At 71.4% G+C, this 15,862-nt stretch carries 11 protein-coding genes and 1 riboswitch; of the genes, 6 read left to right on the top strand and 5 right to left on the bottom strand.

The annotated features are described in order from the left end of the window. Positions 1 to 85 precede the first annotated feature (85 nt). A riboswitch (cobalamin riboswitch) is annotated at positions 86 to 147 on the bottom strand. Positions 148 to 190: 43 nt separating this feature from the next. Together cbiE and cobM are read left to right on the top strand one after the other, a co-directional pair. Continuing rightward, positions 191 to 1,360, top strand: a complete 1,170-nt coding sequence (gene cbiE, locus HFP15_RS14440; protein WP_312871594.1) for a precorrin-6y C5,15-methyltransferase (decarboxylating) subunit CbiE — start codon at positions 191 to 193, stop codon at positions 1,358 to 1,360. Further along, positions 1,357 to 2,121, top strand: a complete 765-nt coding sequence (gene cobM, locus HFP15_RS14435; RefSeq protein ID WP_168516016.1) for a precorrin-4 C(11)-methyltransferase — start codon at positions 1,357 to 1,359, stop codon at positions 2,119 to 2,121. Before cbiE ends, cobM begins: the two co-directional genes overlap by 4 nt. A 24-nt stretch (positions 2,122 to 2,145) precedes the next feature. Here the strand turns inward: cobM and HFP15_RS14430 are convergent, their stop codons facing one another. Continuing rightward, positions 2,146 to 3,189 (bottom strand): cobalt-precorrin-5B (C(1))-methyltransferase, encoded by a 1,044-nt coding sequence (locus HFP15_RS14430; protein WP_168515654.1) that lies wholly within the window; start codon positions 3,187 to 3,189, stop codon positions 2,146 to 2,148. A 29-nt stretch (positions 3,190 to 3,218) separates the two neighbouring features. Between HFP15_RS14430 and HFP15_RS14425 the strand changes: the two genes are divergently transcribed. Genes HFP15_RS14425 through HFP15_RS14415 form a run of 3 tightly spaced genes read left to right on the top strand, consistent with a single transcriptional unit; the run spans position 3,219 to position 7,858 of the window. Continuing rightward, a complete protein-coding gene (locus HFP15_RS14425; RefSeq protein WP_376768872.1) occupies positions 3,219 to 3,947 on the top strand; it encodes a cobalt-precorrin-6A reductase in 729 nt (242 codons plus the stop codon). Then, positions 3,944 to 4,591, top strand: a complete 648-nt coding sequence (bluB, locus tag HFP15_RS14420) for a 5,6-dimethylbenzimidazole synthase (RefSeq protein ID WP_168515652.1) — start codon at positions 3,944 to 3,946, stop codon at positions 4,589 to 4,591. The genes HFP15_RS14425 and bluB overlap by 4 nt, the downstream gene beginning before the upstream one ends. 51 nt (positions 4,592 to 4,642) lie before the next feature. After that, positions 4,643 to 7,858 (top strand): arabinosyltransferase domain-containing protein, encoded by a 3,216-nt coding sequence (locus tag HFP15_RS14415; RefSeq protein WP_446680242.1) that lies wholly within the window; start codon positions 4,643 to 4,645, stop codon positions 7,856 to 7,858. Positions 7,859 to 7,912: 54 nt separating this feature from the next. On the opposite strand, the gene HFP15_RS14410 is transcribed toward HFP15_RS14415, so the two are convergent. From HFP15_RS14410 to HFP15_RS14400, 3 genes are all read right to left on the bottom strand, one after another. Beyond that, on the bottom strand, positions 7,913 to 9,406 hold the full coding sequence (locus tag HFP15_RS14410; RefSeq protein WP_168515648.1) for a precorrin-2 C(20)-methyltransferase: 1,494 nt from the start codon (positions 9,404 to 9,406) through the stop codon (positions 7,913 to 7,915). A 144-nt stretch (positions 9,407 to 9,550) separates the two neighbouring features. Then, complete coding sequence (locus HFP15_RS14405; RefSeq protein ID WP_168515646.1) at positions 9,551 to 10,174, bottom strand: precorrin-8X methylmutase; 624 nt, start codon at positions 10,172 to 10,174, stop codon at positions 9,551 to 9,553. Continuing rightward, positions 10,171 to 11,208, bottom strand: coding sequence for a ferredoxin-like domain-containing protein (locus HFP15_RS14400; protein ID WP_168515644.1), 1,038 nt, complete (start codon positions 11,206 to 11,208; stop codon positions 10,171 to 10,173). The genes HFP15_RS14405 and HFP15_RS14400 overlap by 4 nt, the downstream gene beginning before the upstream one ends. Before the next feature lie 214 nt (positions 11,209 to 11,422). Here HFP15_RS14400 and cobN point away from each other — a divergent pair, with 214 nt between their 5' ends. After that, the gene (gene cobN, locus HFP15_RS14395) at positions 11,423 to 14,965 is read left to right on the top strand and encodes a cobaltochelatase subunit CobN (protein WP_168515642.1); all 3,543 of its coding nucleotides are present in this window, start codon (positions 11,423 to 11,425) and stop codon (positions 14,963 to 14,965) included. Between the two features lie 91 nt (positions 14,966 to 15,056). Here the strand turns inward: cobN and HFP15_RS14390 are convergent, their stop codons facing one another. After that, the gene (locus HFP15_RS14390; RefSeq protein WP_312871593.1) at positions 15,057 to 15,815 is read right to left on the bottom strand and encodes an adenylate/guanylate cyclase domain-containing protein; all 759 of its coding nucleotides are present in this window, start codon (positions 15,813 to 15,815) and stop codon (positions 15,057 to 15,059) included. Between the last annotated feature and the right edge of the window lie 47 nt (positions 15,816 to 15,862).

Raw genomic sequence — 15,862 nt, 5'->3', positions numbered from 1 at the left:
GCGACTCCTCAGGCTCTGAGCGGGTGTCCGCGCCCACTGGTTCTGGCCGCGCGCCGCGAGGGCACGCAACGGGCTTCGAAGCTCTGGCTCCCGGCTCCGGAGAACCGGTCACAGTGGCGGGACCGCCCCGGATTCGCACCGGGTTCCGCGAAGGACCGTCGCCAGGCATCATGACATACGGTTCACGGTCGTGACGATTGTTGTGGTGGGGATCGGCGCCGACGGCTGGGCCGGGCTGACCGAGGCCGCGCGGGCCGAGCTGAGCGCCTGTGACGTCCTGTTCGGCGCGTCGCGTCAGCTCGACCTGGTACCGCTCGACCTGCCGAAAACCGCCTGGCCAAGCCCCCTGCTGCCCGCGCTGGACCGGCTGCTCGGCGCGCACGAGGACCGACGGCTCGGCGTGCTGGCGAGCGGCGACCCGATGCTGTCGGGCATCGGCACCACGCTGATGCGGCGGTTCGCCGATGTGCGGATCGTGCCCGGGGTGTCGTCCGTCACGCTCGCACGGGCGCGGCTGGGCTGGGCCGCGGAGGAGACCGAGGTGGTCAGCGTCGTCGGGCGCAACGTGCACCGCGTCGCGCGTGTGCTGACGCCCGGTGCGCGGTTGTTGGTGCTCAGCTCCGACGCGTCGAGTCCCGCCGCGATCGCGTCGCTGCTGGTCGAGCACGGTTTCGGGGACAGCGCGATGACCGTGCTGGCGCAGCTCGGCGGCCCTGGTGAGCAGATCGTGCGCGGCACGGCGCGCGAGTGGTCGGCCGAGGTCGACCCGCTGAACGTCGTCGCCGTCGAGTGCGCGGGCGGGCCGGGACTCGCGCTTGTGCCGGGGTTGCCGGACGACGCGTTCGAAAGCGACGGCCAGCTCACCAAACGGGATCTGCGCGCGGTCGCGCTGGCCCGGCTGGCACCGCGTCCCGGCGAGCTGTTGTGGGACGTGGGCGCGGGCGCGGGCAGTGTCGCGATCGAATGGTCGCGTACCCATGCGTCGAACCGGGCCATCGCCGTGGAACGTTCCGCCGAACGCGCGGCCCGGATCGGACACAACGCCGAGCGCCTCGGCGTGCCCGATCTGCGGGTCGTGGAGGGCTCCGCGCCCGATGCGCTGGACGGGCTGCCCGCGCCGGACGCGGTGTTCCTGGGCGGCGGGGTCACCGCGTGGCCGGTCTGCTGGGCCGTGCTGCGGGAGGGCGGACGGCTGGTCGCGCACGCCGTCACGCTCGAATCGGAGCAGACGCTCGCGCAGGCCTACCGCACGCATGGCGGAGAGCTGGTACGCATCGCCGTCGAGCACGCCGCCCCGCTGGGCGGATTCACCGGGTGGGCGCCGGCGCGCACCGTGACGCAATGGAGCATCAGGAAATGACCGTGTACTTCATCGGTGCCGGACCGGGCGCCGCCGACCTGATCACCGTGCGGGGCCGGGACCTGCTCGGGCGCTGCCAGGTGTGCCTGTATCCGGGCAGCCTCACGCCGCCGGATCTGCTCGCGCACTGCCCGGCGGACGCCGAACGCGTCGACACGGCGAACCTCAACCTGGACGAGATCATCGCGAGGGTGGTGGCGGCGCACGAGGCGGGACACGACGTGGCGCGGCTGTGCTCGGGCGACCCGTCGATCTACAGCGCGGTCGCCGAGCAGATGCGGCGGCTCGATGCGGCGGGCGTGCCCTACGAGGTCGTGCCGGGGGTGCCCGCCTTCGCCGCCGCGGCGGCGGTTCTGGGGCGCGAGCTGACGGTGCCGACGATCGGGCAGAGCCTCGTCGTCACACGGGTGCAGGCCCGCTCCACGGCGATGCCCTCCGGCGAGACGCTCGAAGCCTTCGCCGCGACCGGGGCGACGCTCGCGCTGCACCTGGCCATCGGGCGGATCGAGCGGGTGGTGGCCGAACTGGTGCCGCGCTACGGCCAGGACTGCCCGGTGGCCGTCGTGGCGCGGGCGAGCCAGCCGGAGGAGGTCGTGCTGCGCGGCACGCTGGCGACCATCGCGGCCCAGGTCAAGGCGGCGGAGATCAAGCGGGCGGCGGTGATCTTCGTGGGCCGGGTGCTGGCCGCGGAGACGTTCCCGGACAGCTTCCTGTACTCGGCGACGAGGGAACGCACGGCGAAGGGCCTGACACGGGATTGACGTGCCTCGCGGTGCTACAGCGGGTCAACCGGCCCGCCCGACGATCGTGCCCGCGCGGTCGATCACCACGACGTCCACCGCGACCGGCGCCGATCCGAGTACCGACAGCGCCGTCTCCCGCGCCTTCGCCGCGACCAGGTCGCCGATCGGGATCCCCGCGTCCTGGCAGATCTCCAGCGCGTGCAACGCCGTGTTGGCAGCCAGGATCGCCGGGGCCTGTTCCGGTGCGAGTGACGCCAGCAGCGACAAGTCCACTTGCGACCGTTTCGAATGCAGGTCCAGGTGCCCCGCCGCGAGCTTCGAGAACTTCGCGAACCCACCCGCGAGGGTGAGCCGCGGCACGGGGTGGCGCGCCAGGTACTTCAGCACGGCGCCCGCGAAATCGCCCATGTCCAGCAGCGCACTCTCCGGCAGGTCGTACAGCTCGGCGACGACACGTTCCGACGTGCTGCCCGTCGCGCCCGCCACGTGTGTCAGCCCCAGCGCCCGCGCGACATCCACGCCGCGCCGGATGCTGTCGATCCACGCCGAGCACGAGTACGGCACGACGACACCCGTCGTGCCCAGGATCGACAGGCCGCCGAGGATGCCCAGCCGCGGGTTCCACGTCTGGCGCGCCAGTTCCTCGCCGTCCGGCACCGAGATCTCGATCACGACGTCACCCGCGTCGCCGTGCGCCGCCGCGACCCGCGCGACCGCCTCGGTCATCAGCCGCCGCGGCACGGGGTTGATGGCGGGTTCGCCGACCGCCAGCGGCAGGCCCGGTTTCGTCACCGTGCCGACGCCCTCGCCCGCACGGAACGTCACTCCCGTACCGGGTGCACCACGCGACACGGTGGCCACGATGAGCGCGCCGTGCGTCACGTCCGGATCGTCGCCCGCGTCCTTGATCACACCGGCGCTGGCCGATCCGGCGTCCAGCCGCTCGGTCGCCAGCGCGAACGCCGGGCGCTTGCCCTTCGGCAGCAGCACCTCCACCGGATCGGGGAAAGTACCGGTGAGCAGCGCGGTGTACGCGGCGGTCGTCGCCGCGGTCGCACACGCCCCCGTAGTCCAGCCGTACCGCACAAACAGGGAGTATGGCTCGTGTGAACACAGTGCTCGTGCTCGGAGGCACCGGTGAGGCTCGCGCGCTCGCGTCGGCCCTGCTCGCCCGCGGCGTCCACGTGGTGTCCTCGCTGGCCGGACGCGTCGCCAACCCCCGGCTGCCCGAGGGCGAGGTGCGCATCGGCGGGTTCGGCGGACCGGACGGGCTCGCGCGTTGGCTCACCGACCACGAGGCGGTCGCCGTCGTGGACGCGACGCATCCGTTCGCCGAACGCATCGGCACCTCCGCGGTGGCGGGCGCGAAGGCGGCGAACGTGCCGTTGCTGCGGCTGCAGCGACCGGGCTGGCAGCCCCGTCACGACGACTGGCACTGGGTCGCCTCGCTCGACGAGGCCGCCGAGCGGATCCAGGAGCTCGGCGACCGGATCTTCCTCACCAGCGGACGCCAGGGACTGGCCGCGTTCGCGCACTGCGCCCGCCAGTGGTTCCTCGCGCGGTGTGTCGATCCGCCGGAACCGCCGCTGCCGCCCAACATCGAGATCCTGCTCGACCGGGGCCCCTACCGCGTCGAGGGTGAGCGGGCGCTGATGCGTGAGCACCGGATCGACGTTCTGGTCACAAAGGACAGCGGGGGCGATATGACCGCCGCGAAACTTCTCGCCGCCCGTGAACTGGGCATTCCCGTCGTGGTCGTGCGACGTCCGGAACGTCCGGATGCACACACGGTTCACGACGTGGCGGCAGCGCTGGATTGGGTATCAGCGATGCTGGAGGGATGAGCCAACCGTTCTACGACGTGGTGCTGCGAAGGCGAGACGTCCGGGCCGAGTTCACCGGGGAACCGATTCCGGAGGACGTACTCACCAGAGTGCTGGAGGCGGCGCACGCCGCACCGAGCGTCGGGCTGAGCCAGCCGTGGGACTTCGTGCTGGTGTCCAATCGTGAGACCCGCACCGCGTTCCGCGACCACGTGCTCGCCGAGCGCGACGTGTTCGCACGATCGCTGTCCGCCGAACGGGGCGAAACCTTCGACAAGATCAAGATCGAGGGGATTCTCGAGTCCAGCCTCGGCATCGTGGTGACCTACGACTCCCGCCGCGGCTCCCCCGACGTACTCGGCCGCCACGCGATCGCCGACGCCGGCCTGTACTCGGTGTGCCTCGCGATCCAGAACCTGTGGCTCGCGGCGACCGCCGAGGGGCTCGGCGTGGGCTGGGTGAGCTTCTACCGCGAGGAGTTCCTGCGGGAACTGCTCGGCATCCCGCCCGAGATCCGGCCGGTCGCGTGGCTGTGCACCGGACCGGTGAGCCGCCTGCACGAAACGCCTGATCTGGAGCGGTTCGGCTGGCGCGAACGGCGGCCGCTGGCGGCCGCAACCCATCTCGAACGATTCGGCGCCGGGGCCACCGTGCATAATCCCTGACCGACAAGACCGGTGGAAATCTCGACACAGTAGGGCGATAGCGTTCGTTCAATGTGGATGGCCAGCAGGACGCCGACAGTCACCCCGGATGAGGTGACCGACCAGGAGCAGGCGCAGCGCGACAGCTCTCCGCCTGTGAAACCCCACGCGCCGTTGTGGCGCTGGCTGGCCATCGTTCTCGGCCTGTTCGCCGCCGCCTGCGCGCTGGCCTACCCGTTCCTGCCGGTCGTGCAGGACACGGCTCAGATCAACTGGCCCGCCGGCAGCGACACCCGCCCGGTGAACGCGCCGCTGGTCGGCTACTGGGCGCAGGACATGCGCGTGGACCTGCCGTGCGCCACGATCCAGTCGGTCAGCGGCCGCAGCCCCGGCGGCGGCCTGCTGTTCTCGACCATTCCCGCCGAGCGCACCGGCAACGGCGCCGGCATGCAGCTCCGCGTCGACAACGGCCTGCTCACCGCGCTCAACCGCGGCGAGCAGGTCGCCCGCCAGCCGCTGCCCGCCACCGGTTGCGACGTCCAGTTCACCTCCGACGCCACCCACACGACGCTGAAGGTCGCGGGCACCCCCGTGTACGACTCGGGTGGTGACGTCCGGCCGCGCGTGCTCGGCATTTACACCGACATCACCTCCGCCAAGGACCCCACGAACGGGCTGCACGTCTCGATCACGCCCGACACGCGCTACCAGTCCTCGCCGACCGGCTGGAAGGTCGGCATCGGCGTGTTCGGCGTGCTGTCGCTGATCGGCTGCCTGATCGCGGTCAACCGCCTGGACGCGCGCACCGCGCGGCGCGCACCACGCTGGGCGCCGGTCGGCTGGTGGAAGCTCACCGCCCGCGACTTCACCGTGTTCGGCACGCTCGGCGCGTGGGTGTTCATCGGGCCGGTGACCTCGGACGACGGCTACATCCTGACCATGGCCAGGGTCGCCGACCAGTACGGATACCTGACCAACTACCACCGCTGGTTCGGGGTCGCCGAAGCGCCGTTCGGCTGGAACGACCACATCTACGAGCTGATGGCCACCGTGTCCACGGTGCCGCCGTGGATCCGGCTGCCCTCGTTCCTGATCGGCGTGATCAGCTGGCTGCTGATCAGCCGTGAAGTCCTGCCCCGGCTGGGCACCCAGGTCCGCGCCAGCCGCGCCGCGAGCTGGGCCGCCGCGATGGTGTTCTTGGTGTGGTGGCTGCCGTTCAACAACGGTGTCCGCCCCGAGCCGTGGGCCGCGCTCGGCTCGCTGCTCGCCCTGTGCGCCGTCGAGCGGACGCTGGTGACCCGGCGGCTGTTGCCGCTGTGCCTCGGCCTGATCGCGGCCGCCTTCGCGCTGGCCGCCACGCCGACCGCGCTGATCGCGGTGGCCCCGTTCCTGGTCGCCGCGCGCCCGCTGTTCCAGATGCTGCGTGCCCGTGCCAGGGAGAGCGGCTGGATCGAGGTGCTGGCGCCGATCGCGGCGGCCGGCTTCATCGTGCTCGTCGTGGTATTCGCCGACCAGACGTTCGCCTCGGTGATGGAAGCCACCAGGCTGCGCGGCAAGGTCGGCCCCGACCTGCCGTGGTACGAGGAGCTGTCCCGCTACGAGCTGCTGTTCGCCAACAGCGCGGACGGTTCGATGACCCGCCGGTTCCCGGTGCTGCTGCTCATCCTGTGCACCGGCACCTGCCTGGTGGTGCTGTTGCGCCGCAGCCGGATCCAGGGCGCCGCGCTCGGCCCGGCGAGGCGGCTCATCGGCACCACGGCCCTGTTCTTCCTGCTGCTCGCGCTGACGCCCACCAAGTGGACGCACCACTTCGGGGCCTTCGCCGCGGTCGGGTCCGCGATGGCGGCGCTGACGGCACTGGCCACCAGTTCCACGGTCCTGCGGTCACGGCGCAACAGGGCGGCGTTCCTGGCGGGCCTGCTCGCCGTGGCGGCGCTCGCCGCGACGGGGCCGAACGCGTACTGGTTCGTCTCCCAGCTCGGCGTGCCGTGGTTCGACAAGGCACCCTCGATCCACGGCTACCACCTGTCCACGCTGCTGCTGCTGGCCGCGGCCGTCGCGGCGGTGTTCGCGTTCGTGGAGAACGTGCGCGCCCAGCGGCCGGGGCTGCCGCCACCGGTCGAGGAACGCCGGGGCCGCGCGCTCAAGCTCGGCTCGGCCGGTCTCGTCGTGGTCTGTGGCCTCGTGGTGGCCTTCGAGTTCGCCAGCATGGGCAAGGCGATCCAGAAGCAGTGGGGCAGCTACAGCCTCGGTGCGGCGAACGTCGAGCACCTGTTCGGCAAGAGCTGCAACCTGTCCGATCACGTGATGGTCGAGCAGGACCCGGTGTCGAGCGTGCTCAAGCCCGTCGCGGCGCAGACGGTTCCGGTCAAGCAGCCGCAGCCTGCCAACTCCACACTGCCGCCGGTGGATCAGGACAACGGCAAGACCGACACCGGTTTCCACACCGACGCCCGCAGCGACAACGATCCGCTGACCGGGCCGCCGCACGGCTTCACCACCAGCACGGTGCCGATGTGGAGCAGCTACCACGAGGACCACAGCGAGACGCCGACCGGGCGGCTGCGCACCGACTGGTACGCGCTGCCCCAGCAGCACGCGGGTGCGCAGGTCGCCGTCGCCGTCGCCGCTCCGGCCGGGAAGGCGACGAGCGTGTCGCTGGAGTTCGGCAGGCAGACCCCGCAGGGCGTCGAGGTGACCAAGAGCCAGGTGGCCCTGCCCAGCGGCACCGGCACCGTGTCCGGCAGCGGCAGCACCAAGACCAAGTGGGCCGACGAGCGCGTCGAGATCGGCGACCTGCCGCCGGACGTGACGCTGGTGCGCGTGGTCGCCGAGGACAACGACATCACCGACGACGGCTGGGTCGCGGTCAGCGCCCCGCGCGTGCCGACGTTCACCACGCTGACGCAGCGGGTGGGCAACGCGCCGGTGTACATGGACTGGCCGGCCGCGTTCGTGTACCCGTGCATGAACCCGGTCACCGCGCACGACGGCGTCTCGCAGATCCCGGCCTACCGGATCACCGCGGGCAACCTGGCCGAGGAGGCCGGCATCGCCGACAACATCGGCGGCGGTCCGCTCGGCTGGCTCGAGGAGGTCGCGACCACGCCGGAGGTGCCGAGCTACCTCAACGGGGACCCGGGACAGTCCTGGGGCCAGCTGATGCAGGTCGAGCCGTTCACCGAGGGCGCCGCGCCGCAGGTTACACACGGGGAGAAGACCGTGTGGGGCTGGTGGTCACCCGGTCCCGGACCGCAGCAGCCGACCGGCTCGACCAACACGCGCTGAGCGGAGGTCCCTGGGGACCCCTCATGGTGCATGAGGGGTCCCCAGGGTGTTTCCTCAGTAGCTCCGCGGGGTCCAGACCTGGCCGTTGCTCACCTGTGTGCGGCTGCTGCCGATGATCAGCAGGCAGCGCATGTCCACACTGGAGGGATCCAGCTCCCCGAGACTCGTGATCGTGACGTGCTCTTCGGCGCCGCCGATGTCCCGTGCGATCACCACCGGGGTGTCCGGTGCGCGGTGCCGCAGCAGCACCTCCCGCGCCTGTCCCAGTTGCGTGGTGCGCGTCTTCGAAGCCGGGTTGTAGATCGCGATCGCGAGATCCGCCGCGCCTGCCGCGTCCAGCCGTCGCTCGATGATTTCCCACGGCTTGAGGCGGTCCGACAGCGACAGCACGCAGTAGTCGTGCCCCAGCGGCGCACCCACCCGGGACGCCGCGGCCTGTGCCGCGGTGACACCGGGCAGCACGCGCACCGTGACCGGCGGGTCGAACGAGGCCGCCTGCTCCAGAACCGCCGACGCCATCGCGAAAACACCCGGATCGCCCGAGGACACGACCGCGACGCGGCCACCGCTTCGGGCCAGTTCCAGCGCTTCCCGCGCCCGTTCGGCCTCGACGCGGTTGCCCGACGCATGCCGTCGCTGTCCGGCCCGCTGCGGCACCTTCGCCACGTACGGTCCGTAGCCGACGATGTGCTCGGCATCCTCCAAGGCGGCCGCGGCCTCCGGGGTCAGCCACTCCGGACCCGCCGGGCCCAGCCCGACGACGACCACCTCCCCGGTCACCGTCTCCGTGGCATCCACATCGGACGGTTCGCCGGATTTGCGTGCCGCATAGGCAGGGCTGGGCACCAGGGCCAGCGAGAAGTACGGCACCGAAGCGGGATCGACATCGGCGAAGGGCTCCACGCGCTGATTGGTCCAGGTCGCGCGCTCGACGTAGAACGCCTCGTCGAGACGGCCCGACTCCGCGAGCGCCTCTCGCACGGAATCGAACGTACGGCCCAGTTTCATCACGGCGGCGGCCTCGGTGTCCGCCAGCCGCCGCGCCAGTTCCGGGGCGGGCAACGTGCCGGGCAGCACGGTGAACACTTCGTCCCGCTGCACGAGCGGGCGCCCCAGCACCGACGACGCCGCGCTCACCGAGGTCACCCCGGGCACGGCTTCGGCTTCGTACCGGTCGCACAGCCGTTCGTGCATGTACATGTAGGACCCGAAGAAGAACGGATCCCCTTCACACAGCAGAACCACATCGCGCCCGGCGTCGAGATGCTCGGCCAGCCGCTTCGCGCTCAGCTCGTAGAACTCGGCGATCGCACCCTCGTAACCGCCGGGATGGTCGGTGCCCTCGGTGGTCACCGGGTACATCAGGCGTTCCTCGATCTGCCCGTCCCGCAGATGCGGCTCGGCGACCGATCGCGCGATGCTGCGCCCGTGCCGCGCGCAGTGGTAGGCGATCACCTCCGCCTCACTGATCAGCCGCGCCGCCTTGACGGTCATCAGCTCCGGATCGCCCGGACCCAGACCCACACCCCAGAGCTTGCCCGTCTTCACTCGGCCTCCTGTGTCTGGCGGGACACCCGCACCCGGTCAGCCTCGCGAGCAGGGCTTCGCCGATCGTCGCTCACTCGGCCTCCTGTGTCTGGCGGGACACCCGCACCCGGTCAGCCTCGCGAGCAGGGCTTCGCCGATCGTCGCTCACTCGGCCTCCTGTGCCAGCGCGTTCACCGCGGCGACGGCCATCGCGCTGCCGCCACGCCGCCCGTGCACCACCAGATAGGGTGCGGGCGCCCGCTTCGTCAATTCCACTTTGGACTCCGCAGCGCCGACGAATCCCACCGGCACCCCGATGATGGCGGCGGGCGCCCCGGCACCCTCGTCGAGCATCTCCAGCAACCGGAACAGCGCGGTGGGCGCGTTGCCGATCGCGACGACGGACCCCGCGAGCCGGTCGCGCCACAGTTCGAGCGCGGCGGCCGAACGGGTGGTGCCCATGCGCTCGGCCAGCGCGGGCACCTGCGGATCCGAGAGCGTGCACAGCACCTCGTTGTCCGCGGGCAACCGCTTGCGGGTGACCCCGCTGGCGATCATCTGCGCGTCGCACAGCACGGGCGCGCCACCGTTGAGTGCCGCGCGGGCGGACTCGACCAGATCCAGCGAGTACGCGAGATCGTCGACGAGATCGACCATCCCGCACGAGTGGATCATGCGCACGGCGACCGTTTCGAGATCCTCCGGCAGGATCGCGAGATCGGCCTCCTCACGAATGGTGGCGAACGAGTGGCGGTAGATCTCCGCCCCGTCGCGAATGTAGTCGATCACAGCGATCCCTTCTCCAACAACACATCCACCGGCACGAAGGCACCCTCGACCAGATAGCCGCCCTCGACCGCCAGCACATCGGCCGCGTCCCGCGGCCTGCCACAACGCCGTTCACAACCCGAGAAATGCGCGCGGCCGGTGAACCGCTGCGCATCGGCCCGTACGTCGGCACGCGATTTCGCGCAGCCGGGCAGCCCGACGCACGCGCTCACTTCGCTGTCCGAGGACAACGCGAGCAGATCCGGCCGGCGCCCAGGTACGACCACGCTCCGCCACGGGGTGACCACCACGTCCGTCTCCAGCGACCGCAGTTCCGCCGCGGTGAGCACACCGAACAGGGGCGTCAGCACCGTCGCCCCGTCGAGCACACCCTTCGGCGGCTCCGGGCGCCGCATCGGCGGCACCTCGGCGAACTCGGGCAGCTCCCGCATCCGCCAGGCCGTGCCCCGCACCTCCAGGAACCGTGCCGCCTCCCCGACCAGCGCCTCGACCGCCTCGGCGACCGGCACCCGCCGTCCGGCCCGGCCCGCCAGCCGCAGCACGCCGGCCGACTCGTCGACGGCCTGCCAGCACACGTCCGGCTCCTCGGCGGCCACGTCGCCACGCCCGTCGTCGAGCGCGAACAGGAACCGTCCCGGCAGGCCGGCCAGTTCCGGCCGCGCGCACACGGCGGCGTCCAGGCCGGTGACCAGCGGCCGAACGTCGACCAGTCCCCCGGTGAGCCCGGACAGCGGCGAGGCGAGGTAGTTGCGCACCCGCTCGTGCGAAGGCGCGGGCAGCAAACCCGCATCGGACAGCCGTCCGACCAGCTCCCCGGTGTCCCGCGCGAGGCCCCGCAGCTGGACGTTGCCGCGCGAAGTCAGGTGCACCGAACCGTCGCCGAGGTCCTCCGCGCAGCCGGCGAGTACGCCCAGCTGTGCGGCGGTGACACGGCCGCCCGGCAGCCGGACCCGCGCCAGCGCGCCGTCGGTGGCGTCGTGGGTCGCGAACACGCCTGGGCACGCGTCGGGCCGGGCACGGACCGGGTTGGGCATGGCATCACTGTAAACGGCGGGTCCACCCCGTCAGGACGACACCGGAGATGTCCCACACCGGCCCTGAAACGATTCACAACCGCCTGGCCCCGAAGATCGCGCGGTACGTCGTGGTCGGCGTGGAGGTGATTTTCTCCACTGAACCGTTCCGGCGGCTGGGTGAGCGAAGGGCCGGATCCCCCTTACAGTGAGGGGTGACCAAAGGAGGCCAAGCGTGATCCTGCTGCTGTCCACTTCGGACACCGACCTGCTCAGCGCTCGTGCGAGCGAGGCCGGATACCGGCTGGCCAACCCGGCCAGGCTGGATCTGGCGGAGCTGCCCGCACTGCTCGAGGACGTGCGCATCGTCGTGGTCCGCATTCTGGGCTCGGCCCGGACGTGGCAGCAGGGCTTGGACACCGTTCTGGCCTGCGGGGCGCACGTCGTGGTGCTCGGCGGCGAGCAGACGCCGGACGCGGAGCTGATGGAGCTGTCCACGGTGCCGGCCGGTATCGCCACCGAGGCGCACGCCTACCTCGCGCAGGGCGGCCCGGTCAACCTCACCCAGCTGCACCGCTTCCTGTCCGACACGCTGCTACTCACCGGCGACGATTTCGAACCGCCCGCACCGCAGCCGATGTGGGGGGTGCTGGAGCGCACCCCGCGCAGCACCGAGGGCCCGGTGATCGGGATCCTGTACTACCGGGCGCACCACCTGTCGGGCAACACGGCCTTCGTCGAAGCCCTGTCGGACGCGATCGAGGACTCCGGCGGGCAGGCGCTGCCGATCCACTGTGCGTCGTTGCGATCACGTGAGCCGGACATGATGGCCGAACTGCGGCGCTGCGACGCGCTGCTGGTCACGGTGCTGGCCGCGGGCGGCACGCGCCCGTCGGAAGTCGGCGCGGGCGGGGACGACGAGGCGTGGGACGTCGCCGAGATGGCGGCGCTGGACGTGCCGATCCTGCAGGCGCTGTGCCTGACCAGCGACCGTGACACCTGGGCGGACAACGACGAGGGACTGTCCCCTTTGGACGCCGGGAACCAGATGGCGGTACCGGAGTTCGACGGCAGGATCATCACGGTTCCGTTCTCCTTCAAGGAGATCGACGACGACGGCCTTCCCCGTTACGTGCCCGACGCCGAGCGCGCGTCCCGAGTCGCGCGGATCGCGGTGGCGCATGCGCGGCTGCGGCACACCCCGCCGCCCGAGCGCCGCACCGCGCTGATGCTGTCGGCCTATCCCACCAAGCATTCGCGCGTGGGCAACGCGGTCGGCCTTGACACTCCCGCCTCGGCGGTGAAACTGCTGCGGCGCATGATCGAGCAGGGCTACGACCTGGGCCCGGAGCCCTTCCCCGGCGTCGAGTCCGGCGACGGTGACGAGCTGATCCACGCGCTGATCGCCGCCGGTGGCCAGGATCCGGAATGGCTCACCGAGGAACAGCTCGCGGGCAACCCGATCCGCGTACCCGCCGCGCGCTACCGCGAGTGGTTCGGGCAGCTGCCCGAGGACCTGCGTGCCGAAATGGAGCAGCACTGGGGCCCGCCGCCGGGTGAGCTCTACGTCGACAACGGCGACATCGTGCTGGCCTCGTTGCAGGCGGGCAACGTGGTGCTGATGATCCAGCCGCCACGCGGATTCGGCGAGAACCCGGTGGCGATCTACCACAACCCCGACCTCCCGCCGAGCCACCACTACCTGGCGGCGTACCGGTGGCTCGAGGAGGAGTTCGGCGCGCACGCGGTCGTGCACCTGGGCAAGCACGGTTCGCTGGAATGGCTGCCGGGCAAGACCGCGGGCCTGTCGGCGTCGTGCGCGCCCGACGCGGTGCTGGGCAATCTGCCGCTGATCTACCCGTTCCTGATCAACGACCCCGGGGAGGGCGCGCAGGCGAAACGCCGTGCGCACGCCACGATCGTCGACCACCTCATCCCGCCGATGGCGCGCGCCGAGAGCTACGGCGACCTCGCGCGGCTGGAGCAGCTGCTCGACGAGCACGCGAACATCGCCGCGATGGACCCGGCGAAACTGCCCGCGATCCGCGCGCAGATCTGGACGCTGATCCAGGCCGCCAAGCTCGACCACGACCTCGGCGTCAGCGAACGCCCGCACGACGCGGAGTTCGACGACTTCCTGCTGCACATCGACGGCTGGCTGTGCGAGGTCAAGGACGCGCAGATCCGCGACGGCCTGCACATTCTCGGCGAGGCGCCGGTCGGCGAGGCGCGCGTGAACCTGGTGCTGGCGATGCTGCGCGCACAACAGATGTGGGGTGGCAAGGCCGGCGCGGTACCGGGCCTGCGTTCGGCGCTGGGCCTGAAGGAAGACGTCCCCCTGTCCGAAGTGGATTCCGTCGAGCAGGCCGCGCGTTCGCTGGTGGAGGAGATGGAGGCGGCGGACTGGTCGGTCGACGCGATCACCGCCGAGGAGCCGGTGGCGAGCGTGCTGCGGTTCGCGGCGACCGAGATCGTGCCGCGGCTGGCCGGAACGACCGGCGAGATCGACGCGGTGCTGCACGCACTCGACGGTGGCTACATCGCGGCCGGGCCGAGCGGTTCGCCGTTGCGGGGTCTGGTCAACGTGCTCCCGACCGGCCGCAACTTCTACACCGTCGACCCGAAGGCGATCCCGAGCCGCCTGGCCTGGGAGACCGGACAGGCGCTGGCCGATTCGCTGCTGCGGCGCTACCGCGAGGACACCGGGGAATGGCCGCGCTCGGTCGGGCTGTCGGTGTGGGGCACCTCGGCGATGCGCACGTCCGGCGACGACGCGGCGGAAGTCCTCGCGCTGCTCGGTGTCCAGCCGGTGTGGGACGAGGCTTCCCGTCGCGTGACCGGTCTGGAACCGGTACCGCCGGCCGAACTGGGCAGGCCGCGCATCGACGTGACCGTGCGCATCAGCGGTTTCTTCCGCGACGCGTTCCCGCACGTGATCGACCTGCTCGATGATGCGGTCCGGATGGTCGCGACGCTGGAGGAACCGGTTTCGGAGAACTATGTCCGTGCCCACTATCTGTCCGATCTGGACGGTCACGGCGACGAACGCCGGGCTACGACGCGGATTTTCGGATCGAAGCCGGGTGCCTACGGGGCCGGACTGCTGCCGCTGATGGACTCGGGTAACTGGCGCGACGACGCCGACCTGGCCGAGGTGTACGCGACGTGGGGCGGTTACGCGTACGGGCGCGAACTGGACGGCAAACCGGCCCGCGAGGACATGGAAAGCTCGTACCGGCGGATCGTGGTGGCGGCGAAGAACACCGACACCCGCGAGCACGACATCGCCGATTCCGACGACTACTTCCAGTACCACGGCGGCATGATCGCGTTCACCAGGTCGCTGACCGGCAAGGCGCCGGTGTCCTACATCGGCGACTCCACCAGTCCGGACGCCGTGCGCACCCGCACGCTGTCGGAGGAGACGGCGCGCGTGTTCCGGGCCCGCGTGGTGAACCCGCGCTGGCTGGCCGCGATGCGCAAGCACGGCTACAAGGGCGCGTTCGAACTCGCCGCGACGGTCGACTACCTGTTCGGTTTCGACGCCACGGCGGGCGTGGTGGACGACTGGATGTATGAGAAGCTGTCCGAGTCCTATGTGCTCGACCAGCAGAACCGGGAGTTCCTGACCAAGTCGAACCCGTGGGCGCTGCGCGGCATCATCGAACGCCTCACCGAAGCGGCCGACCGCGGCCTGTGGGCCGAGCCGGACCCCGACCTGCTGGCCCGCATGCGCGAGGTCTACCTCCAGACGGAGGGCGACCTCGAGGGCGAGTAAGCCCTACCCCCTGGCGAACAGGCAGAACGGGTGGCCGTCCGGGTCAGGCGTGCCCAGCACGGTGGCGGTCAGCGTCATCATGCGTCCGACGTTAGCCCCGGGGTACGACGGAGAACACCTCCAGATCGCGCGGCGCGCCCTTGGCCCGGAACCAGCGGCGCCGCCGCACGACGTACCGTTCCGTGTCCACTGTGGACAACGCGGGCCCGGACACGAGGATCTCCCCGCCCGAGGCGGCGTCGGCCACCCGCGCCGCGATGTTGACGTCGACGCCGAGGTAATCGCGCCCGACGCGCTTCGGGCGGCCGAGGTGCACGCCGGTGCGCAACTGCGGCCGGTAGCCGTCGAGGGTGATCGCGCTGACCGCGGTGCACGCCTCGGCCGCGGCGTCGATCGCCTCCGCCGAGTCGGCGAAGACCGCCATCATGCCGTCGCCGAGGAACTTCACCACCGTGCCGCCGTGCCTGCCGACCGCCGTCCGGCTCACGTCGCCCACCTCGCGCAGCAGCCGCAGCACGTGGTCGTCGCCGGCGTGCAGGGCCCAGCTGGAGAAGCCGACCAGGTCGGTGAACAGGATCGCGACCTCGGCCCCGTCGGCGGCGACCGCACGTGAACGGCTCAGCGCCTGCCACACCTGCACGGCCGCCAGCCCCAGCTCCCGCGTCGCACTTGGTTCGTCCGTGCCCGCCTCGGCGATCAGGCGCGCGACCCGGTCCGACGGGCGCGCGCCGCCCATGAGCCGGTCCGATCCGGGCGCCAGCCGCCGCACGGTACGCGCGGTGCGCACCACGGCGTTGTTGCGGTCGGCATCGCGCAGCAGCTTGGCCAGCCTCGGTCGCTCGTCGTTCACAGCCCCGAGCCTACTGGCGAGTCACCTTCGGGCGCGTCCGCGCGAGC

Source organism: Amycolatopsis acididurans (assembly GCF_012328925.1).
Classification (GTDB): domain Bacteria; phylum Actinomycetota; class Actinomycetes; order Mycobacteriales; family Pseudonocardiaceae; genus Amycolatopsis_E; species Amycolatopsis_E acididurans.
This window is presented reverse-complemented; position numbering and strand designations above follow the sequence as displayed.